The sequence below is a fragment of the Acinetobacter sp. ANC_7654 genome (genome assembly GCF_056779855.1).
This window is the reverse complement of the sequence record NZ_JBWYIR010000004.1, coordinates 22011-45134: the sequence shown is the minus strand read 5'-3', so window position 1 is coordinate 45134 and position 23124 is coordinate 22011. Positions and strand designations below refer to the sequence as shown.

Genomic DNA, 23124 nt, shown 5'->3' with positions numbered 1-23124 from the left:
TCTTGTTCGAATTGTGTCGCATTGTAACAAATGATAATCACTTTGCAATAGATTATGATAACTATTCTCATTTATAGTTTTGTTTTTACATTTCAATTTTATTGATATTACTCATTTTGTTCAGTTTTCATAAAAAAAGCCCCCTTTTAATGGGAGCTTTTCAAATCAACTTTTGTAAATTTAAAGGCAACTTATTTGATATAAGCGCCTTCTGATTGGCTGTGGTCTGTCTGGTCCACAACACGTTGTAACTCTGGGATATGCTGTTTTAGCGTAACTTCAACACCTTGTTTAAGTGTCACATCAATTGCTGAACACCCTTGACAGCCACCACCAAATTTCAAGACCGCTGTTAAACCATGCTCAGCATCTTCAACCACTTCAACCAATGCACAGTTTCCACCATGCCCTGCTAAACCAGGGTTAATTTCCGACTGTAATACATAGGTTATACGTTCTTCAATCGATGCATCTGGACCTACACGTGGCACTTTCGAGTTAGGTGCACGGAAAGTCAACTGACCACCAAAGCGATCTTTGTTGTAATCAATCACTGCATCCAATAAGTATGGGATTGATGGTGTATCAATATATGCAGCAAATTTTGGATATTCTTGTTTATAGTCGGTTGGAACGACTTCATCTGGTGCACTATATGCCATGCAGCATTCAGCACGTGGTGTACCCGGATGTTCTACGAAAACACGTACCGCGATACCAGGAGTATTTTGCTTCTCTAAAAGTTCAAACAAATACTCTTGCGCAGTTGGTGTAATTAATAAATTTGGAATTTCTTCAGCAACTGCAGTGCTGGTGTTCTCAGTCGACATAACAATTTTTCCTCAAGCTGAAGACTCTATTTTAACTGAAGATCGGGGGTAATATTTAAAATTCAACTAAATTTGTCAGAATTATTATATTAATAACAATTAAATTTAAAAAAATGGCATGATGAACAGAATTAAAGCAATTTATTCAATCTTATCCATATGCTTGATTTACCTTTTAATCATACTGTCACCATCGTTTTAATTACGGTTGCCATTTCACTGGTTGCATTTTCCAATCAAAATATTATGAATCGTTTGATTTTTTGGCCTCCAGCCATGCAGAAAGGTCAATACGATCGATTTATCACGCATGGTTTTATACATGCAGATGGAACACATCTACTGTTCAATATGATCACACTCTTTTTCTTTGGAAGTGTAATTGAGAGTTTTTATCGACAATACTTATATGAACTCGGATTTGTTCTGTTCTATTTAGGCGGTTTAATCGCGGCAATTATTCCAAGCTATTTAAAACATAAAAATGATCACCGCTGGGCAAGTCTAGGGGCTTCTGGAGCAGTGTCAGCAGTCTTGTTTGCTTATATTTTATTTCAGCCCTGGAAACTGATATTTGTCTTTTTTATTCCTGTTCCAGCCATTATTTTTGCCGTGCTTTATGTTGCTTATAGTATTTGGTCAGGTAAACGTGGAAACAGTAACATCAACCACAGCGCACATTTATGGGGTGCAGCCTACGGTGTCGTAGTTACGATATTGATTGAACCTCAAATTATTCCACATTTCTTCAGCAAGTTGCTTCAACTACCTTTCTAATCCTTTGATCATTGCGGAGGGTTAAAACACTCCGCACAAATACCCTTAAATTCAAAATTGATGCTGTTAAATAAATCAAAAACACAAACTCAACAATGATAATGATTATCATTTATATATTCATGTTAAGCTTTTATCAAACCACGAGGTATTGATATGACTTACATTAAACTTCCATTGGCACTCATTCTTTCATTCAGCGCCTTTGTTTCATATGCTCAACCTGTTCAATTCACTTATCAAGATCAAACTATTCAACTTCAAAATACACCACAGAAGCTGGCTGTTTACGAACTATCCGCGTTGGATACACTGAATGCTTTAGGTATTCAAGCATCAATCGTACCCGAAACTACATATGTTGGTGCTTTGAAAAAATTTAATGACAAACAATATTTAAAAGCTGGATCTTTATTTGAACCCAACCAAACCTTATTAAAAGAACAAAAGCCAGATCTCATCATTGTCGGCGGGCGTTCTGCTGCAAAATTAAATGAGGTCAAAAAAATTGCACCTGCAATCAACCTCTGGCCTGATACTCAAAACTTCAATCAAGACCTGAAAAATCGCACACTTTTTTTAGCAAAAATGTTTAATAAGGAACAACTCGCACAATCTAAATTAGATCATGTCTATGCCCTTCAAGCACAACTTAAACAACTCACTAAAGGCAAATCCGGCCTGATGCTTTTTGCCATGGGTGATAATTTTATACCGCATGCAAAGAATGAAAGATTTGGATTTGCCTATGATATTTCTGGCTTAAAGTCAGTGGTGCCGACTGCAGCACCTCAAGCCTCAAGTACTCGACCTGCTCCAAACTCACCAGAAGCGCTTGCTGCCGCGCAACGCAATTTAGAGCGTCTAGCGCAAGCAATAAAACAAAATCCTGATTTCATCATTGTGTTAGACCGTGGTGCTGTAAACACGCAAAACTATGCTGCGAAACAACATATTCAATCACATCCATTACTCAAGAATAGTCAAGCAATCAAAGAGAATCGTGTCATCTTTGTTGATGCCGATGCCTGGTATTTAACGGGCGCTGGCTTAGATAACACTGCATTTATGTTAGAAGAATTGATCAATGGTATAAAAAATACTAAATAATTGATTTTATTTATAAAGGAAGTCTTCGGCTTCCTTTTTTTAGAAATATCTCGTAATAATTCAATCAATATCTGGTAATTAATGCCACCTAGATCATTAATTTTGTCAGGATAATGTAGGCATCCGCGAATTTATTCATTTTTTTTTGAGATTTTTTGCATGTCTAATCAACCTGATGGTTTACAATTTTCCTCTAACACGTCCTCTAAACCCAGCAGTTCAAAATCAGGCCAACGCATCGTCAGTGCGGCATTACAACAAATTCAGCCAGAATACGCTGATGCAGTTATCAATGAAAAGAATTGGCGCAAATCCTATCCGATTCATTTTAAACGGTTGGTAGAATGTGGGCTCTCATCACCTGAAGCTGCGCTGCTCATCGCTCATGATGGACTTCAACAAGCTTATGAAGAGTTTAGTTTTCAACGTGATCAACATACACACGCATTGAATGAAGTGATGAATCTTAAATCAAAAGATTTAAATACCTACACACTTCAAGGAAACTCTACTGCTGAGCCGCAATGGTTTGTACCTTATCAGGGTAAAAATTTAGAAGGTCAAGCCCTACTCGACCAAATTCAACTCTGGTTAGACAGAGGTATTATAGAAGCATCACATGCTCAGGCACTACAAGCGTGTGTGCAGCATCCAGAGTGGTTTGACCTTTCGGATCGAACAATGGTGCTGTTTGGTGCAGCTTCTGAAGCAGGACCTTTACCTTGGCTGGCGAAATGGAAAGCCAATATCGTGGCGCTTGATTTAAATCATGAGCGAGTATGGACAAAGATTTTGAATACTGTTCTGCAAGGCAATGCGACCTTATACGCTCCAAGTGTCGAATCAATAGATTCATCTGCATCTATACGTGAAGCTGCAGAGCGTTTAGGCGTTAACTTATTAACAGATACCCCTGAGATTGCACATTGGCTCACCCAGTTTGATCAAGACTTAGATCTTGCCGCAATTGCGTATTTAGATGGCGAAAAGCACGTTCGTGTTTCTATGGCGATGGACGCCATTATGCAACATGTCAGCCAACAAAAATCCAATACCAGTTTAATGTATATGTGTACGCCCACTGACGTCTACGCTGTACCACAGGAAGTTATTCAAGGTGGATTAGATAAGTTTAAATCACGCTCTAAACTTGAAAATATTCTGTCCAAGAGTATTTCGACTGTCTCTCGTGATTATTTTTTCAAACAAAACGAAGAACGCTTATTCCAATGTCATGATAAACAGTATGGGATCTGCGACTGTCTTGTGGTTGAACAAGGTCCAAATTATGCGTTGGCGAAAAGGATTCAACAATGGCGCGCTACGTTAGCACGGTCACAAGGTCAACGTGTCAGCATTAATATTGCTCCATCGACCACTACACATTCGGTAACCAAAAACCCATTATTAAAAGCTGCTTTCAATGGTGCCAATTTGTTTGATGTTGAAGCATTTGAACCCGCGACGACCAATGCGATTATGGCTGCGTTGTGGATTCATGATTTGAGAAACCCACAGTCGGTTGCCAATCCTGAAATCGCCCTCAATCATCCATTAGACTTAATCATGCATGGTGCTAATCATGGTGGATTATGGCGTGTAGCATATCTCGCACGCACCGCCCTACCATTTGCCGCATTATATGGTTTTGCTGAGGAAAAACTCCCCTTGAAAAAACTTTGGTCTAAATTCCAAAAATAAGCGTCATAAACAATTGATCATAAAAAAAGCGCTGATTGTTCAGCGCTTTTTTAGTCTTTAAGTATTGAATTCAATCAGGTGAACTGAAGGAACAACCAGAATAAACCACCTGATAAACAGATTGTTGCTGGCAGTGTGAAAATCCACGCTGATAAGATTGTGCGAACCATTTGGAAGTTTAAGCCCGACTTATTCGCAACCATCGTACCTGCTACAGCAGAGTTTAAAACGTGTGTTGTTGACACTGGCATACCAAAGCCATCAGCAGCAGCAATCGTTGACATTGCAACTAACTCTGCAGACATCCCCTGACCATACGTCATGTGTTGTTTACCAATACGTTCACCAACGGTAACAACAATACGTTTCCAGCCTACCATCGTCCCTAGACCTAATGCCAATGCAGTCGCAACTTTCACCCATGTTGGAATGTATTGAAGGAATGAATCTAAGTTATCACGGTAGTTGTCCACTGTTTTTTCTTGCGCTTCAGTCATGGCAGGTAAAGCTTCTGCTTTATCTAAACGCTTGAATGCAGTCGTGCTGAGGTACATATCATTACGGAATTCAGCCACTTGATCTTCAGGAACATCTTTAATGGATGTGTAGCTTCCTACTTTTTCACCTAAATGATCCGTCAAGCTTGCCAAAGCTGGCACAACTTCAGGTGTGATTTCTTTGGTTTGGATATATGACGTGATAATTTGACGCGCTTTTTCATCTGGAATATCTTGGTGATTTGGATAAATCAAATCAGCAGTTTGAGCAGATAACTGACCAAACGTTTGGATATGTTGTTGATCTAGACTCTTGTTTAAAGAGTAAGCCAATGGCACGATCCCGATCAGAATCAACATAATCAGACCCATACCTTTTTGGCCATCATTTGAGCCGTGTGCAAAACTTACACCGGTACACGTGAAAATCAAAATGGCACGAATAAGTGGCGGCGGCGGTTTATTCCCTTCTGGTGGTTGGAATAATTCCACTTGTTTCTTAAAGATTTTTTTAACCAATAAGAACAATACAGCCGCAAATGCAAAACCGATTAATGGTGAGAATAAAAGTGCTTTACCCACTTTCATCACCTGTTCCATGTCTACACCTGACGCACCATTACCTGCGTTTAAGATGTAGTTCATGATGCCCACACCTAAAATCGAACCGATCAGAGTATGAGAGCTAGAAGCAGGGATACCGAGGAACCAAGTTCCTAGGTTCCATACGATTGCGGCAATCAACATGGCAAAGACCATGGCAAAACCAGCACCTGAACCGACGTTCATAATCAATTCAACAGGCAATAGCGCGATAATACCGTAGGCAACTGCACCACTTGCGACCATTACGCCAAGGAAGTTACAGAAGCCTGCCCACATTACAGCGACAGGTGCAGATAAAGCGTTGGTATAAATAACTGTTGCCACAGCATTGGCCGTGTCATGGAAACCGTTAACGAACTCGAAACCCAATGCGATAAACAATGCCGTGGCCAACATGATCACAGCATAAAGATTTAAAGCAGGCACATGAGATAAATCAGCAGCCAACTGAAAACCAATGTAAATCAAGGTTGAAACAATCAGTGTAAGGAACACTGGCATAAAGAATTTCGGCGTTGGCACGTGAACATTCGTCGACTGCATAGGCGTTGACGATTGTGCTGAATCTGAAACTGGAGTTTGATTAGAATTCATGCAAGCAGAGAAAGAGGATAAATATCCCCTCTATTGTTCAATTTAATTATTACAATTATATGACAAAGAGCTGTCATATAAGTCATCCAAACGATACTTATTTAAGAAAATTAAACTTTAAAAACAACCAATATTCAAAATTTAACAATAATAATCAGATAGTTAATACAAAACCCTCGCCTTTAATCTTTATTTCAATCGGCAATTAAATAGATGAAATAAAGATGACATCACTGTCACATTTGTTACAACGGCAGTTATTATTACATTAGATTATGACAACATGATGAAATATAGACAGTTTCAGTTTTGATAGGTTGATCATCGTAGTCGATGGATGAAATTCATCCTTAATTTTTTGGGAATAGGTTCATAAATTTTTATTTATCAGAAAAGTGGACGTAACTCTGCTAAAATATTGCACCATTATTTGTGCAGATTTTTGTGAGAGTCATTTGATGTCTACCCTCGCCACCTTAAAAGCGCTTCTTGCCAAACGTATCCTGATTATTGATGGTGCAATGGGTACCATGATCCAACGCCACAAATTGGAAGAAGCTGATTACCGTGGTGAACGTTTTGAGGATTGGGCCTACGACCTTAAGGGTAATAACGACTTATTGGTTCTAACTCAGCCACAGATTATTCAAGGCATTCATGAAGCTTATCTTGAAGCTGGTGCAGATATTATTGAAACCAACTCGTTCAATGGAACGCGTGTTTCAATGTCTGACTACCATATGGAAGATTTGGTTCCTGAGATTAACCGTGAAGCAGCTCGAATTGCCAAAGAAGCATGTAAAAAATACTCAACACCTGAAAAGCCACGTTTTGTCGCGGGCGTATTAGGACCAACGTCACGTACCACTTCAATTTCACCAAATGTAAATGATCCGGCATTCCGTAACATCACCTTTGATGAGTTAAAAGTTAACTACATTGAAGCGACTAAGGCATTGATTGAAGGTGGTGCAGACATCATCTTGATTGAAACGGTATTCGATACTTTAAATGCGAAAGCTGCGATCTTTGCAGTGAAAGAAGTGTTTAAAGAAATTGGTTATGAACTCCCAATTATGATTTCGGGCACCATTACCGATGCATCTGGGCGTACACTCACAGGTCAAACCGCAGAAGCATTCTGGAACTCAATGCGCCATGCAGAGCCTTTATCGATTGGCTTTAACTGTGCACTGGGTGCAGATGCGATGCGTCCACACGTCAAAACCGTGTCTGACGTTGCCGATACCTTTGTTTCTGCGCATCCAAATGCTGGTTTACCAAATGCCTTTGGTGGTTATGATGAAACCCCTGAAGAAACCGCAGCATTTATTAAAGAATTTGCTGAAAGTGGCTTAATTAACATTACGGGTGGTTGTTGTGGTACGACGCCGGATCATATTCGTGCGATTGCGCAAGCAGTTGAAGGTATTACGCCGCGTCAAATCCCTGAAATTGAACCTGCATGTCGTTTAAGTGGTTTAGAACCATTTAACATTACTAAAGATTCTTTGTTTGTGAACGTGGGTGAACGTACCAACGTCACAGGTTCTAAAAAATTCTTGCGTTTAATTAAAGAAGGCAACTTCACCGAAGCTTTAGATGTTGCTCGTCAACAAGTCGAAGCAGGTGCACAGATCATTGACATCAACATGGATGAAGGCATGCTCGATTCACAAGGTGCGATGGTGCACTTCTTGAATCTGATCGCATCTGAGCCTGATATTTCACGTGTGCCAATCATGCTTGACTCTTCTAAATGGGAGATTATTGAAGCAGGTTTGAAATGTGTACAAGGTAAAGCGGTTGTAAACTCAATTTCCTTAAAAGAAGGTTATGACGAGTTTGTCGAACGTGCTCGCCTCTGCCGTCAGTACGGTGCGGCAGTCATTGTCATGGCGTTTGATGAAAATGGTCAAGCGGATACAGCTGAACGTAAAAAGGAAATCTGTAAGCGCTCTTACGATGTCTTAGTCAACGAAGTGGGTTTCCCATCTGAAGATATTATTTTTGACCCGAACGTGTTTGCGGTCGCAACAGGTATTGAAGAACACAATAACTACGGTGTTGACTTCATTGAAGCAACCGGTTGGATTAAACAAAACCTTCCAAATGCGATGGTGTCAGGCGGGATCTCAAACGTATCGTTCTCATTCCGTGGTAATGAGCCTGTTCGTGAAGCGATCCATGCGGTGTTTTTGTATCACGGCATTCAACAAGGCTTAACCATGGGTATCGTCAACGCAGGTCAGCTTGCAATTTATGATGATATCGATGCTGAGCTAAAAGAAGCGGTTGAAGATGTGGTACTGAACCGTAACCAAGGCGCAAGCGGTCAAGAAGCGACTGAAAAATTACTCGCTGTTGCGGAAAAATATCGTGGTCAAGCGGGTGCACAAAAGGCTGAAGAAAACCTTGAATGGCGCAATGAACCTGTAGAAAAACGTCTTGAATACGCGTTAGTTAAAGGTATTACGACTTATATCGATGAAGATACTGAAGAAGCACGTTTAAAATCAGCACGTCCACTTGATGTGATCGAAGGTCCACTCATGGCAGGTATGAACGTGGTGGGTGACCTGTTCGGTGCCGGCAAAATGTTCTTACCACAAGTGGTGAAATCTGCACGTGTGATGAAACAAGCCGTGGCTTGGTTGAATCCGTTCATTGAAGCAGAAAAAACCCAAGGCGAAGCCAAAGGTAAAATCTTGCTTGCTACTGTTAAAGGCGACGTACACGACATCGGTAAAAACATCGTGGGTGTGGTACTTGGCTGTAACGGTTATGACATCGTTGACCTTGGCGTGATGGTACCGTGTGAGAAAATTCTACAAACAGCGATTGATGAAAAAGTTGACATCATCGGTTTGTCTGGTTTGATTACACCTTCATTAGATGAAATGGTTTTTGTTGCCAAAGAAATGCAACGTAAAGGTTTTAATATTCCATTGATGATTGGTGGTGCGACTACATCGAAAGCGCATACCGCTGTGAAGATTGCACCGCAATATCACAATGATGGCGTGTACTACACTGCTGATGCCTCTCGTGCAGTCGGTGTTGCAACGCAACTTTTATCTGCTGATATGAAGCCTCAATTGGCAGCTGACTATGCAGCAGATTATGAAAAAATCCGTACGCGTCTTGCAAACAAGCAACCGAAAGCAGCAAAACTTTCTTATGCTGAATCGATTGAAAATGGTTTCAAAATTGACTTTGAAAAGCATGCCCCAGTTAAACCAAACTTTATTGGTTCTGAAACATTCACCAACTATCCTTTAGAAACTTTGGTGGAATACTTCGACTGGACACCATTCTTTATTTCTTGGAGTTTGGCGGGTAAATACCCGAAAATCCTTGAGGATGAAGTCGTTGGCGAAGCTGCACGTGATTTGTTTGAACAAGCACAAGCGATGCTCAAAGACATTATCGAAAATAAACGTTTCGATGCGCGCGCTACTTTCAGTCTTTACCCTGCCAACCGTGTTGCAGCAGACACTGTTGCGGTAACGGATGAAAATGGCAATGTGACGCATACCTTTGAGCATATTCGTCAGCAGTCTGACAAAGTCACAGGTAAAGCAAATTTCTCACTGGCTGACTTTGTTGCACCAAAAGATGTAGCGCAAGACTACCTAGGTGGCTTCACCGTTTCGATCTTTGGTGCGGAAGAGCTTTCGCAAGAATACAAAGCCAAAGGTGATGACTATAACGCGATTATGGTTCAAGCCTTGGGTGACCGTTTTGCAGAAGCATTTGCAGAACACTTGCACCAACGTATTCGTAAAGAGTTCTGGGGCTACCAAGCCGATGAACAGCTTTCAAATGAAGAGTTGATCAAAGAGAAGTATGTGGGTATTCGTCCTGCACCTGGCTACCCTGCTTGTCCTGAACATTCTGAAAAAGCGCCATTATTTGATTGGTTAGGTACCACTGATAAGATCGGAACTTACTTAACCAGTAGCTTTGCAATGTGGCCACCTTCATCAGTGAGCGGTTTCTATTACGCAAGCCCTGAAACGGAATACTTTAACGTGGGTAAAATCTCTGGTGATCAGTTGGAAGATTATGCGAAGCGTAAAGGTTGGACGTTGGATGAGGCGAAACGTTGGTTAGCGCCGAATTTGGATGATTCGATTGTTTAATTTTTAAAAATTAAAAAAGGTCTTCAAAATTTTGAAGACCTTTTTATATAAAAGGAAATCTCAATGCCCATACAATCAATTAATTTAACTAATTTTAAAAGTATTCGTGAACTAAACATAGATATAGAAAAGAGATCACAAGTTATATGCTTTGTTGGTGAAAATGGTAGCTCTAAAACTTCACTTTTAGGTTTAATTGTTGATTCATTTATTAGTAATTTAAATATTAGTTTTCCTGACTACAATCCTAAAGATGAAAAAAGATTTAGGGCTATCAGTCCATATGAAGTATTAAATGATCAAGAATACTACTCTTTAAATTTAAAATACTCACTTGGGGCTGAGAATAATAACTATAAAAGAAGCGTATTCAAAATTACAAAGAATAAAACTAATGCAAACATTAATAATAGTGAAGAATGGGGAAAAATCAAGATAAATAAATTTCATTATGAAGAAAACTCATATTCTCAAAATAAAAATACAAACTATCTCATTAATAATATTTTCTTATATAGACCCAGCTATCGTTATGAACCTGATGCTCTTGAGGTCAATGATTTAAAAGATGATTATGTATTCAAGGTTTCTACACAAAAAAACAATAACACGGACTATCCATTTCCTTTTAAAGTTGCACACTCAGGTACAGATCTTGAAAGTTTAATCATTGAGCTATTATTAGATAATTTCATTGGTTACGAAAGATCAATAAATGCATTCTCTAGTATTCCTCGAATACTAAATTTAGTCACCAATAAAGATTATGGTAATTTCCAAATTTCTCGTCATCCATATCGTAAACTTTGGTCTTCTACTCAAGGCTTAATAACCTCATTATCACAAGGAGAATTAGACCTATTAGTTACTATTACTTCAATTGTAACTCGCCAACTTTACGTATTTGAAAATAGTTTAGAACTACGTCAAAAATATAGTAATTTTCAAGATGTTCCAGGTATAGTAATAATTGATGAGGTTGATCTACACCTTCATCCTAAAGCTCAAGAAAACTACTTACAAGTTTTAACATCAAATTTTAAAAACATTCAATTCCTAGTAACAACACATAGCCCATTTGTTGTTCGCGGTCTACCAAAGGAATCTATGGTAATTCAATTACCTTCTGGAAATATCATTGAAGAAGATTTTTCATTAATGGATATCGATAGTATTACTAGTAGAATTTTTAATTATGATGGAAGATTTTCAGATGAAATTGAAACTGATCTAAAGAATTTTAAAAAGCTTATTAGCAGTGAAAACAAAGAGCAATATATAAATTCATTAATAGAAATATATAATAAATATAAAGCATCATCATCCATTGTGAATGAGCTTGACACTTTTTTATCTATATTCTCAACCCCAGATTTAACTAAAAAAGTTTTGAGTGGATAATATGCGTCAGGTAGATAGAAATATTGTAAATACTCCTAATAATTTATCTAATTTATCAGCAGATCAATTAGCTCACTTATCTGACCACAAAAAAATTCGACAAGATATTTATGCACATGAGAATGTAAAACAGGCGTTAAAAGCTATTTATCATGATAAATGTTATATTTGTGAATGTTATGTAGGAGATAGCTATGCTGTTGAACATTATCTACCTAAAAAATCTTTTCCTCATTTAGGTTATACGTGGGAAAATCTACATAAAGTATGTCCGCAATGTAATCTCGCGAAAGAGAGCGATCAATTTTTCTTTATAGATCCAACATCAGGAGATATTACTGATATTTTTCTTTTAGACCCATCTAATCCTACTTACAATATTAAAGATTATTTATCTTTTAATCTAGATGGATTAGCTGTTTTAGTTGATTCAGGGACAGACCCCTTAGTTCGTATTAAAGCACAATACACAGTTAATTATTTAAATGGCGAACTCAAAAAAAGCCAAGGAAAGCCCTTTGAACATGCATCAAAATTAAATCATTTACGGGCGGCACGCATAGGAGCTTTCGAACGATCATTACGGCAGAATAATTTTATAAATTTTCGTGAAAATATTATAAATATTCATTGTGGAAGTAATGCTTATGTAGCTAAAACAGATCCATTGGAAATTAAATTAGATAGAGAGACTTATACGTTTTTAGCTAATACTTTTAAAATTTTCTTAGATGATCATTGTGACTTCTGCTCTACCCTCAGAGACTACTCTTTTAGTGCCTTTGGAATAACTTTCAAAGAATTAAAAGATGTTCTTGTACTATTACGACGAATCTACAATCTCCCCATCTATTGACAATGCTACTGCTATTTTATTTTTTAAAATTTAAGTAAGTATTATAAGATCTTTCTTACTTAAGAGAGATCTTAACTTCTAAAATTCAACATCACCTGCCCATTATCTAACCTCAGCACTTTAAGCCCAAGTTGAGCCAAAGCTTCATCTCGAATCCGATCTGCCTCTAAGCCTTCTTTTGTAAAATGCTGACTACCATCACACTCAATCACTAAATTGGCAGCAGGACAGTAAAAATCCACGATGTAATTCAAAATTGGCTTTTGCCGATAAAACTGCAAACCTAAAATCTGCTTATTACGAAGTCTTGACCATAACAACTTTTCAGCATCGGTCATGTTATTGCGTAAGTCACGCGAGGCTTGCTTTAAATTTTTATTGTAGGGTTTCATTTTTTATTCTACTAATTTTTTATTAATCCCTCCCAACCTCCCTTTAATAAAGGGAGGAGCTAAAACAATTCTAGATGAGCAAACATTTTTGAAATATTTATTAATTGCTTAGATATTAATCACTATAAACATTGTAAATTAAGAAATTATATGTTAATCAAAGTAGTAAAGATAGGTTATGAGATTATATGAAATGAGGCGTTTAAAAAAAATTAAAAATGGGTTTTACACTCTAAAGCTTGAAGTACTTTCCAATCCCGACATCATCAGAGGGCTTGGAGCTTTCTGTGCTATAGCTATGCTGATCTTATTCTTTTTTACTGTACCTTCATTGCAAAACACGCTGATTGACGGTAGTTACTCTAGTCATGTTGATGTTATAAAAATTATCTTAAAAGTTGGAATTATTTCTGTGTACTTTTTACAAGGTATAATTTTAACCGTCCAACCAAAATTTCTAACATCCTGCGATATCACTCTATTAAGTAACTCCACTCACACATTCATTCAAAAAATTAAAAAACCGGTTCAAGTATTCAAGCTTTTCAGTCACTAAATTATTTTTTTGGGGGGGAGGGATAATATTATTCCGAGCCTCCCTAGATTTCTTGAATTTCAGCTCATCAAAATTAATAATCACTCAAGTCAATACATCATATAGGAATATTTTATTCATCTAGGCTCAAGTGGATATAAATCAAAAATGCCCCTTTTCTAACCCATCACACCCAAACCATCCATTTTTACATTTTTACATTTTTAATTCAGCAATCTCAGTCACTTTCTATAATAATAAGCCTATTCCAAATCTCCTAAAGAAACGTGCAAGCATTCCTCCATGAAAAAACTAATGAACGGTGCTGAAAACCTCGTTGTGGAAATGTGCAAAGGCTTTGTCTTGGCACACCCAGAACTCGCATTTACTGAGCCTCACAAAATTATTTCAAGAAAAGAAAAACATAATAATGTTGCACTGATCAGTGGTGGTGGTAGCGGGCACGAACCTGCACACGCGGGCTTTGTGGGCACAGGCATGTTAGACGCTGCCGTATGTGGCGATGTCTTTGCATCGCCTTCACAAATTCAGGTCTATAAAGCACTGCAACACGTCGCAACCGACAAAGGCGTGTTAATGATCATCAAAAACTATTCTGGCGACATGATGAATTTCCAGAATGGTGCAGCCTTAGCCGCTGAAGACGGAATTCAAGTCGACTTTGTGAAAGTGGCAGATGATATTGCAGTCAAAGATAGTTTATATACCGTCGGACGTCGTGGTGTCGCAGGCACAATCTTTGTTCATAAGATTGCAGGCGCAGCAGCATCTAAAGGCTTAGAATTAGGTGAAGTTAAAACAGTCGCTCAAAAAGCGGCTGACAATGTCATCAGTTTAGGTTTTGCCTATAGCTCATGTACTGTTCCTGCTAAAGGCACACCAACCTTCACCCTTGCCGATGATGAAATGGAATACGGCGTGGGTATTCATGGTGAACCGGGGATCCGTCGTGAAAAAATCTTGCCAGCAAAAGAACTGGCACAACGTATGGTCGATGACCTGTTTTTAGATCGTCCAGACATGAAAGAAGTTGCAGTATTGATCAATGGCTTTGGTTCTACCCCAATGCAAGAACTGTATCTGTTTAATCATGATGTATGTGAACACCTTGCACATAAGGGCATCAAAATTTACCGTACCTTTGTCGGCAACTACATGACCAGTATCGACATGAATGGCGCATCCATTTCATTACTTGAATTGGATGATGAACTCAAAACATACTTAGATGCCGAAGCCAACACCCCTGCCTTTAAACTTGATGGTTCACCTGCTTTAGCCATTGAGTTTGCAACAAAGAATACTAATGCTCAACAACAAGGTAACAACCAAGTTGAAACTGCAGCAGAACATGCTGAAATTCAAAATGAGCAATTCACCATTGAAAACATGCGCTATGTAGTCGATGTCATGGCAGCATGTATCATTAAAAATGAAGTGCCATTTTGTGAGTTAGACGCACACGCAGGCGATGGTGACTTCGGCATGAGTGTGGCTAAAGGCTTTAAACAACTCAAGAAAGAATGGCAAAGCTTGATCCAAGCACAGCAGATGGATGAATTCTTGCTCAATAGCTCCATGATCATTATGGAACATTGTGGCGGTGCTTCGGGTCCCATCTGGGGTTCTGCATTCCGCGCTGCAAGTAAAGCCATTCAAGGTAAAACCACGTTAAGCGTGGCAGATTTTGCCGATATGCTGCAAGCCGCAGTAAAAGGTATTCAAACCACAGGTGAACGTTCATTTGGACGTGGCGCGGTAGTGGGAGATAAAACTCTCATTGATGCGCTCGTGCCATGCGCAGATTCATGGTCTGCCAACACCGACAAAAGCTTTAAGGAAAACTTTATCTTAGGTGCTCAATCTGCTGTTCAAGGCGCAGAATCGACCAAAGAGATTGTTGCACGTATGGGTCGTGCAGGTACTGTCGGGGATCGTAGCTTAGGCTATCCTGATGCAGGTGCATATGGTTTAGGCGTGATTTTTACCGATATTGCTGATCATCTAAAATAACATCTAAACATGACATAAATGATTGATTAGTTATGTAAAAAAGCCCTGATGATTCAGGGCTTTTTTTGCTTTTTATTTTTTAAAACTTGATAATAATGCGCTGGTAATCGCCTGATTATGTGATGCCACACGAGACTTCTTCGCTTTCGCTGACTGGTCAGCTATACGTTGAATTTTGACTGCTTTTAATTTACCTTGATTTTCAACAACCTGAAATTTGACTCGGTCATTGCGTTTTGGCTCACCTTCATCTGCAGGAAAGTCAGAAATGTGGAAAAAAATATCCTCACCTGCACCACCAATAAAACCAAAACCTTTATCGGCATGATAAATTTTAATTTTGCCTTGCTGGACTTCAGACTTCATAACATTCCCAAAAAACGGTATACAATTTTCAATATTATACACGCATCTTAAAGTACATCATCTTTGCTGATCACTTTAAATAATCATGCAAGTGCTGTTGGACAATGACGCGTTTGTGTCCATTACTTTGTTGCTCCGATAACAATGATTCCGCATCTAAAACCACCACTTTGTGACCATCATCCTGTAGACGTTTCACACCTTCAAATAACATTCGAGCACCGACATCATGGATCAAGGTCAAATGTGTAAGATCAAGCACTACTTTATTTTTACCTACAGGCTCATTCTGTAACTCACGCAAGAACATTTCAGTCTCTGTAAATTGCAAGACACCACGTAGCTCATACACCACCATGCCATCATCATACTCACGGCGACTTTGGATAATGGTTTGTGCTGAAGGGGTTCCCTCCATTAAATGTAATCCCATATCACTTGATAGACGTTCAAAGATTTCCACACCTCGAACACTGTTGCCATGGCTGTCTAATTTAGGCGAAAAAACCGCAATTCCAACCTGACCTGGTAAGACACCAATGATCCCCCCTGCCACACCACTTTTGGCAGGAATACCAACGGTGGTCAACCAATCTCCAGCTGCATCGTACATACCACACGTCATCATGACGCTAAGTACCTGACGACATACCTGACGATCTAAAATACATTTTCCCGTAACAGGGTCTTTTCCGCCATTCGCCAATACACTGCCCATTCGCGCTAAATCTTTCACGGTGACTTTAATCGCACACTGTTGAATATAACCATGAACAATATGCTCTGGGTCTTCTTCTAGCACGCCGACGGTACGCAACATATATCCAATCGAAAGATTACGAAATGCTGTTTTCAGCTCAGATTGATAGACTTGCTCATCAAAGGTTAATTCACGCCCACACAGTTCACTCAAGAAACGTCGTAAATGTTCTGCACGTGAAACAGTCTTTTTATGAGGTAATAAAGAATGTGTCGTAATCGCACCCGAGTTAATCATTGGGTTCTTGGGAATCGATCGTTCTTTTTCTAATGAGATTTGATTAAATGCTTCCCCCGAAGGTTCAACACCAACTTTTTCTAATACCTGAGCCAAACCATGTTCTTGAATCGCTAACGCATAAGCAAATGGTTTAGACATTGATTGAATCGTGAACTCAACTTCATCATCCCCTGAAGAATAAATCGTACCATCAATGGTTGAAAGTGCTAAAGCGATACGATTTGGATTGGCAGCTGCGAGTTCAGGAATATAGTCAGCCAATGCTCCTTCGGTATTCGCATGACATTGGTCCAATACATGGGCAAGATAATCAGGTACAGGTGTCTTCATTTTTATTCTCTTGGTGATCAATGGAGACCCAAAATAAGATCTCAAATTTCAAATTCAGCTGTCGATATCGTGTCACATTTGACTTGATTACGACCATTTTGCTTTGCAAGATATAGTGCTCTATCCGCTGCACTATAAATCCTTTGCTTTACTTCGTCTGTGTATAGATGTGGTAAATTTTGTGACATCGCCACGCCAAAGCTTGCGGTCACTTGAATAAAAGTCGCTGGGCTAATCTCAATTTTTTCACTTTCGATCGTTCGACGGCAGCGTTCTGCGATGATTAATGCTTCGTCGATATCACCATCTGTCAGTACTAGAACAAACTCTTCACCACCGAGCCTTCCTACTATATCCTCTTCTCGTGTTTGCTGTTTTAAAATGAGAGCAATACGTTTGAGTACAAGATCACCAACATCATGACCATAATTGTCATTAATCTGCTTGAAGAAATCGAGATCTAAGATGATGAAAGCAAAGCTGCGATTTTGTTGAATTAACTTACTAATAAACTGATTGATGTAACGACGGTTATAGATGTTGGTTAACGCATCTTTCTGACTTAGTACTTCAATCTTACGCTCACGTCGTCTCCACTGCGACAAGATCAACTCAAAAAAAACTGCTGAGCACAACAGTATAGGTAAATATAGTACCGCCATACTTTTCAGCCAAAAAGGATTGGCATACAAATTAGATTGATTCAGTGCATCACTAAATAATGGTGCATAAGTCAGTTGACCATTGGCCGTCAGTACTGCCAACCACAAGATAATACAAGCAATAATAAAAGAGACGCTATAGATGATGCGCTGTTCATATAACACAAAACCAATTAATACAATATTGACCGTTCCCGCCATCACCGCAGGACTATAAATCCCAACCGTGTATCCTGAAAAAATGACAATCAATCCATAAAATAAGGGGATTAAATAGCCCAAGATTCGGCGAGCAGTAGCATTTTTTCGAAGCATTAAAGCGATTATCAGAAAACACGCGGTCAAAATCACTTGTAAACATGTGGTCAATGTCCGATGAGGATAATATTCTGGATCTAACCAAATTTGATATTCTGAATGGAAAGTTAGGTAGTACCACAACCAATGACCGACGAGCATCAACAGCCCAAATATAAGTAACAGAATCCCTTTATTAAAATTGGACCAGTTAATAATAGAACGATCAGATTCTAACAAGACATATTTGATAGCTTGCAATAAACTGCGCTGTTGTTGTACTTCATTCTCTCGAGTCATCATCTAATTGTATTATCGAATATTCATATTTATTTTTATTAAAATTTGGATGTATTCAGCGATCATGTCAATGCGCTTTAAGCATTAAAAAGACTGCTTTATCGTTCAGATCAATTTATGGTATGAATTTGATGATCACTGACCAAAACAAAAGCATTGCTATAAAAAAAACATAAGCGTATGTTTCTCTATAGTTAGTAGTACCAAAACCGAAATTTAATCATTGAATTAAGCTGAATGATATAACTGTACCTGATTTCGTCCGCTTTCTTTGGCAATATATAAAGCGTGATCTGCACAATGCGTAATGACGTCTTGATCAGATAACTCATGGGATAGTGCAATACCAAAGCTTGCCGTCACATTTAACGAGGTTCCATCATCCAGCACAATCGGCTGCTGTGCAATTGCGTTACGGCAACGTTCTGCGATATCAACCGCTTGATCACGACTGAGATTGTCCAGAATTAATATAAATTCTTCACCGCCATAACGTCCAACCGTATCACCAATACGAACATGATATTCCAAACGCGTCGCCACCTGTTTCAGGACTTCATCTCCTGCTGCATGACCATATTGATCATTAATTTGTTTAAAATGATCCAAATCCAATAAGATCACAGCATAATCAGCACGATCCTGCTGAAAATGTGATAACACTTCATTGATCTGACGACGGTTATAAACGTTCGTCAGCGCATCAAATTTACTGCTGGTTTCGAATTGTTTTTCACGACTGCGCCATTGGGTGAGTAAAATCTCAAAGAATAAAACACTCATAAGTAAAATGGGCACGTAGAGCTGTACCATGCTCATGACCCAAAAATCATTTTGGTAAACGATACTTTTATTCAACTCATCACTAAACATAGGTGCATAACGAATTCGATCGATATGCGTCAAGTAACACGTTAATAACGTGTATATCGTAATTGGAATTGCAATCCCATAAATAATTTTACGGCTATAAAATACCAACCCGACCAATACAATACTGATGAACCCTGCCATTGTTGCAGGACTATAAATTCCAATCGAATACCCTGAATAAATCATGGTCATTCCAAAGAAACTAGGGGCAAAATAAGCAATGAAGGTTTGAAACTTAGCGATATGCTGAAACTTGAAACAACTCCAAAACAGGACAAGATAAATCACGGAGGTCACCAACAATTGGGTAACACGTAATTCAAAATAGTCAGGATTTAACCACTGTGCTTTTTCAGGGGTATAAAAAGCCACAATTAACCAGCGAGCGACCTCAAGTTGGCTTAGAATTCCAAAAAAGAGGATAAGCCGTCCCTTTTTAAAATCACTCCAATTGATCAGCATATTTTGAGGATCAAGGATGTACGTATTGGCCATACGATACAATCGCTTAATCATATGTTGAATCTTCCTGATTAACTTCATTCTGTCCTTTTATCTTTTATATTGTCTTTTTAAGCAGCGTGAACTCGCTCTACAAATAAGATCCCATCAAGATGGTCAATTTCGTGTTGAATAATTCGTGCAGGGAATCCTGAAAAAGTCTCAGTAATTTCCTGTCCTTGCATATTACGATAACGGACACGGATTGATGAAGCTCGAGCTACTTCCGCACGTCGATTCTCTACACTTAAACATCCCTCTTCTCCTAAAACAACATGATCAGAACGCTCCAATATTTCAGGATTAATCATGTAAATAGGCTCCATCTCAGGCGCATCGGGATACCGTATATTGGGTTTTGAAGCGACGATAATAATCCTTTTAGAGACATAAACTTGTGGTGCAGCAATACCGACACCATTGCGCTGTTGCATCGTAAAATTCATTGCTTCAACCAGATGCGTTAACCAGCTACTACTAAACTCAAGTTCACTTACCGGCGATGCAACCAATTCAAGGATCACTTCACCTTTTTGAGCAACGGGTAGTATCGTCATAATACGTTCATCTCAATTATGATAAGAATTTGATCTTCATAATTTTTTAAATTTTAAATCAAATATTTGATTAATAGTCAACCAATCTTAAAGCATTTCAAGATGAAGTAAAACTGATTTAAATGACGAATTTGTGACCTGATAATTTTACGGCTCAAGTTTCACTTTTTTGTATGACATCAGCATCCTGAAGTTCGTAGTAGTGTCTAACCTGATTACGACCACGTTTTTTTGCTAGATATAATGCTTGATCTGCATAACGAATCACCGCTTCTTTATTTAAATTAAATTCAGAAATGGCTATACCAAAGCTTGCTGTCACTCTGATCGTCGTACGTTCATCGATATAAAAGAGCTCATTTTCAATTTCTTTGCGACACCGCTCTGCGACCTCCATCGCAGCTCTGAGGTTTTTATTCTGCAACAGCATCACAAACTCTTCACCACCAAATCGCCCAACAATATCTGTATCACGTATATTTTGACGTAGTACATTGGCAACACGCTTTAAGACGTTGTCTCCGATATCATGACCATAGTTATCATTAATACTCTTAAAATGATCAAGATCTAACAGAATGAGAGCAAATTTTCGTTCTTGTAATTGAATTTCATTGAGTTCTAAACCTATTTTTCGACGGTTATAAATCCCCGTAAGCGGGTCCATTTGACTCATTAAATTAATTTGTTTTTCTCGATTTCTCCATTGCGTCAACAAAATTTCAAACAATACAAAAGTCGCAAAAAAAATAGGCACGTAAAAATAAAGTTGTGAATAAACCCAGAATTCATTAAATACCATGACTGAATAATTGAGCTGATCACTAAAGACTGGTGCGTAGGTCATATAACCCAATGCACTACTGACAATTGCAATGAGCATATATACAGTGACTGGTAAAAAAAGCAGATACACAATCTTGCGTTCAAATAAAACCAGACCAACTGTTAAAATACTGATAAATCCCGCAACGGTAGCAGGACTACTGATACCAACCGAATAGCCACCATAAATAAAGCTTACGGAAAATACCAAAATAATAAAGTAAGGTAAATATTGTCTCACCCATTCTTTATGACGCCATATGACACAAGGAATAATCAGTAAGAACTGTAATACACAGCACAGCAACATCCGTGATAGGTGAAAATAATAATAATCAGGATTGAGCCAATGATGTAATGCAGGATGATGAAATGAAAATAAATACCATGCAATCCAGGTGATATGTGCAAGTCCGCCCAATACCATAACCAGAATACATTTATTTAAGGTACTCCAATTCATCAACACACTTTGATTCATAAATGAATGAAGTGTATAGGGGCGAAAAATTCGATTGAATAGTCTTAACATAATGAACTAACTCAATTGAAACAGCTCATCAAAATAAACTATATTTTCATTTAACTCTGTAATCATTAAATCTATTTCACCCCTACAAAATATAGTGAATAAAATCACATATTTTTTATTATAATTGCACTTATTATCACAATCTAACCTTAAGATTAGGATTTATCAAGGTTTTTTTACCATTTATTCTATTTTTTTTTTAAAGCTTTTTTTGCTTAAATCCAGCTAACGATACGCTCAAGTATTTTAATTTGACTCAGCTAAAAATTGCTAAGCACACTCCTAACTCTTAGAGATCGAGTTCTCGATAAATTACTTTAATTTCTTGTGCAATGTGAATACTGACTTGATGATGCAAATATTGAATCAAAATATCAAATTGCTCTGCACCATCGTCTAATCCAGTACAAAAATATTCAGTATGAGGAGGAAGCGTTTTTAACCACTGACATTGATAAAAATCGGCAACGGATTCAAAATTAAGATAACGGTGAGGATGCTGTTGTAATGATTTTACAAATTGCAGAAATCGAGCTTCCCAAAAGTGGATAATCATACATTTAAAGTCTACTGGTTAAATTCAATTTCATTGTTACATCGATCCGCTTAATTTTGCAGATCGAATCATTCAAATCAATGTCCAAGGATGTAAATTTTTCAGAGTGAGTAGACGGTTTGCTGTTGAACTTGATATTTTTTCTTCCACTGAAGATAACCTAATAAGGCTAAAACAATAAATGCGCCATAAAGACCAGCCGTCATGTATAGATCTTTATACATAAACATCATCACATAGATGATATCCACCACGATCCAAGCAGGCCAAATTTCCAAATATCGTTTAGACGTCCAATATGTAATGAGCAGACTTAAACTTGCCAATTGAGCATCTAAATAAGGAATGGAAGCATCCGTAAAATAATCCAGACCTAAACCAAAAATAAGTCCTGCACACATCGTAAAAAACACATGTTTGATAATTCTCAACCCTTGAATACGATTGATGGCAAGTTGCTCTTGTTGTTTAAACTGAGCTTTCCATATCCACCACCCATACACACCTAAACCGATAAACACGCATTGTAATATCGTTTCACCATAGAGTTGATAATCATAAAATAACTTTGCATATAAGCCATAAGCCACGAGATTCACAGGCCAACACCAAATATTACGGCGAATAGTGAGGGTTACACCCAATACACTCATCAATACTGAAATAATTTCTAAAAGGCTCATACACTACTTAAAATGATCGTGGTTTATTTGATGCGCCTATCCTAACGCATATTGAATGGCACCATACATGATTCTTAACGAACACGACTTAGCGCTGTTCAATTTGAACTGCACAGTTTTGACCTAACCATTAAACTTCTCTAAAAATAGAATATCCTCAATGG

The 23124-nt window shown here is 38.2% G+C and carries 19 protein-coding genes; 8 read left to right on the top strand and 11 right to left on the bottom strand.

The genetic code is table 11. From position 1 onward, the window contains the following. Positions 1-191: 191 nt before the first annotated feature. Positions 192-830, bottom strand: a complete 639-nt coding sequence (gene nfuA / locus AC1M86_RS06125; RefSeq protein WP_481607534.1) for a Fe-S biogenesis protein NfuA — start codon at positions 828-830, stop codon at positions 192-194. Positions 831-989: 159 nt separating this feature from the next. Here nfuA and AC1M86_RS06120 point away from each other — a divergent pair, with 159 nt between their 5' ends. The 3 genes from AC1M86_RS06120 to AC1M86_RS06110 all read left to right on the top strand — a co-directional run bounded on the left by AC1M86_RS06120 (position 990) and on the right by AC1M86_RS06110 (position 4418). Then, positions 990-1607: a rhomboid family intramembrane serine protease gene (locus AC1M86_RS06120; protein ID WP_179997692.1), complete on the top strand. Its 618-nt coding sequence runs from the start codon at positions 990-992 to the stop codon at positions 1605-1607. Between the two features lie 156 nt (positions 1608-1763). Further along, positions 1764-2717 carry an ABC transporter substrate-binding protein gene (locus tag AC1M86_RS06115; RefSeq protein WP_481607533.1) on the top strand — a complete coding sequence of 318 codons (954 nt, stop codon included), beginning with the start codon at positions 1764-1766 and terminating at the stop codon, positions 2715-2717. Positions 2718-2876: 159 nt separating this feature from the next. Further along, on the top strand, positions 2877-4418 hold the full coding sequence (locus tag AC1M86_RS06110) for a hypothetical protein (RefSeq protein ID WP_481607532.1): 1542 nt from the start codon (positions 2877-2879) through the stop codon (positions 4416-4418). A 74-nt stretch (positions 4419-4492) separates the two neighbouring features. Here AC1M86_RS06110 and AC1M86_RS06105 read toward each other — a convergent pair whose 3' ends face one another. Continuing rightward, positions 4493-6115, bottom strand: a complete 1623-nt coding sequence (locus AC1M86_RS06105) for an inorganic phosphate transporter (RefSeq protein ID WP_180027990.1) — start codon at positions 6113-6115, stop codon at positions 4493-4495. A 458-nt stretch (positions 6116-6573) separates the two neighbouring features. On the opposite strand from AC1M86_RS06105, the gene metH reads away from it, so the two are divergent. The 3 genes from metH to AC1M86_RS06090 all read left to right on the top strand — a co-directional run bounded on the left by metH (position 6574) and on the right by AC1M86_RS06090 (position 12517). After that, complete coding sequence (gene metH, locus AC1M86_RS06100) at positions 6574-10260, top strand: methionine synthase (RefSeq protein WP_481607531.1); 3687 nt, start codon at positions 6574-6576, stop codon at positions 10258-10260. Between the two features lie 63 nt (positions 10261-10323). After that, positions 10324-11661, top strand: a complete 1338-nt coding sequence (locus AC1M86_RS06095) for an AAA family ATPase (protein ID WP_481607530.1) — start codon at positions 10324-10326, stop codon at positions 11659-11661. 1 nt (position 11662) lies between these two features. Continuing rightward, on the top strand, positions 11663-12517 hold the full coding sequence (locus tag AC1M86_RS06090; protein WP_481607529.1) for a hypothetical protein: 855 nt from the start codon (positions 11663-11665) through the stop codon (positions 12515-12517). A gap of 71 nt (positions 12518-12588) precedes the next feature. Here the strand turns inward: AC1M86_RS06090 and AC1M86_RS06085 are convergent, their stop codons facing one another. Next, a complete protein-coding gene (locus AC1M86_RS06085) occupies positions 12589-12909 on the bottom strand; it encodes an endonuclease domain-containing protein (RefSeq protein ID WP_481607528.1) in 321 nt (106 codons plus the stop codon). 178 nt (positions 12910-13087) lie between these two features. Here AC1M86_RS06085 and AC1M86_RS06080 point away from each other — a divergent pair, with 178 nt between their 5' ends. Together AC1M86_RS06080 and dhaK are read left to right on the top strand one after the other, a co-directional pair. Continuing rightward, positions 13088-13465, top strand: coding sequence for a hypothetical protein (locus AC1M86_RS06080; protein ID WP_481597308.1), 378 nt, complete (start codon positions 13088-13090; stop codon positions 13463-13465). 282 nt (positions 13466-13747) lie between these two features. Continuing rightward, entirely contained in the window at positions 13748-15478 is a 1731-nt protein-coding gene (gene dhaK, locus AC1M86_RS06075; RefSeq protein ID WP_481607527.1) for a dihydroxyacetone kinase subunit DhaK, read from the top strand. A gap of 72 nt (positions 15479-15550) precedes the next feature. On the opposite strand, the gene AC1M86_RS06070 is transcribed toward dhaK, so the two are convergent. From AC1M86_RS06070 to pnuC, 8 genes are all read right to left on the bottom strand, one after another. Next, complete coding sequence (locus AC1M86_RS06070) at positions 15551-15844, bottom strand: cold shock domain-containing protein (RefSeq protein WP_481607526.1); 294 nt, start codon at positions 15842-15844, stop codon at positions 15551-15553. 70 nt (positions 15845-15914) lie between these two features. After that, positions 15915-17174, bottom strand: coding sequence for a glutaminase (locus tag AC1M86_RS06065; protein ID WP_481607525.1), 1260 nt, complete (start codon positions 17172-17174; stop codon positions 15915-15917). A gap of 41 nt (positions 17175-17215) precedes the next feature. Continuing rightward, a complete protein-coding gene (locus AC1M86_RS06060; protein ID WP_481607524.1) occupies positions 17216-18433 on the bottom strand; it encodes a GGDEF domain-containing protein in 1218 nt (405 codons plus the stop codon). A gap of 228 nt (positions 18434-18661) precedes the next feature. Beyond that, positions 18662-19822 carry a GGDEF domain-containing protein gene (locus tag AC1M86_RS06055; protein WP_481607523.1) on the bottom strand — a complete coding sequence of 387 codons (1161 nt, stop codon included), beginning with the start codon at positions 19820-19822 and terminating at the stop codon, positions 18662-18664. 56 nt (positions 19823-19878) lie between these two features. After that, positions 19879-20367, bottom strand: a complete 489-nt coding sequence (gene def, locus AC1M86_RS06050; RefSeq protein ID WP_481586554.1) for a peptide deformylase — start codon at positions 20365-20367, stop codon at positions 19879-19881. A 151-nt stretch (positions 20368-20518) separates the two neighbouring features. Then, the gene (locus AC1M86_RS06045) at positions 20519-21652 is read right to left on the bottom strand and encodes a GGDEF domain-containing protein (protein WP_481607522.1); all 1134 of its coding nucleotides are present in this window, start codon (positions 21650-21652) and stop codon (positions 20519-20521) included. A gap of 358 nt (positions 21653-22010) precedes the next feature. Further along, on the bottom strand, positions 22011-22277 hold the full coding sequence (locus AC1M86_RS06040) for a hypothetical protein (protein WP_481588870.1): 267 nt from the start codon (positions 22275-22277) through the stop codon (positions 22011-22013). Positions 22278-22378: 101 nt separating this feature from the next. Then, positions 22379-22960, bottom strand: coding sequence for a nicotinamide riboside transporter PnuC (gene pnuC / locus AC1M86_RS06035; RefSeq protein WP_481607521.1), 582 nt, complete (start codon positions 22958-22960; stop codon positions 22379-22381). Positions 22961-23124 lie beyond the last annotated feature (164 nt).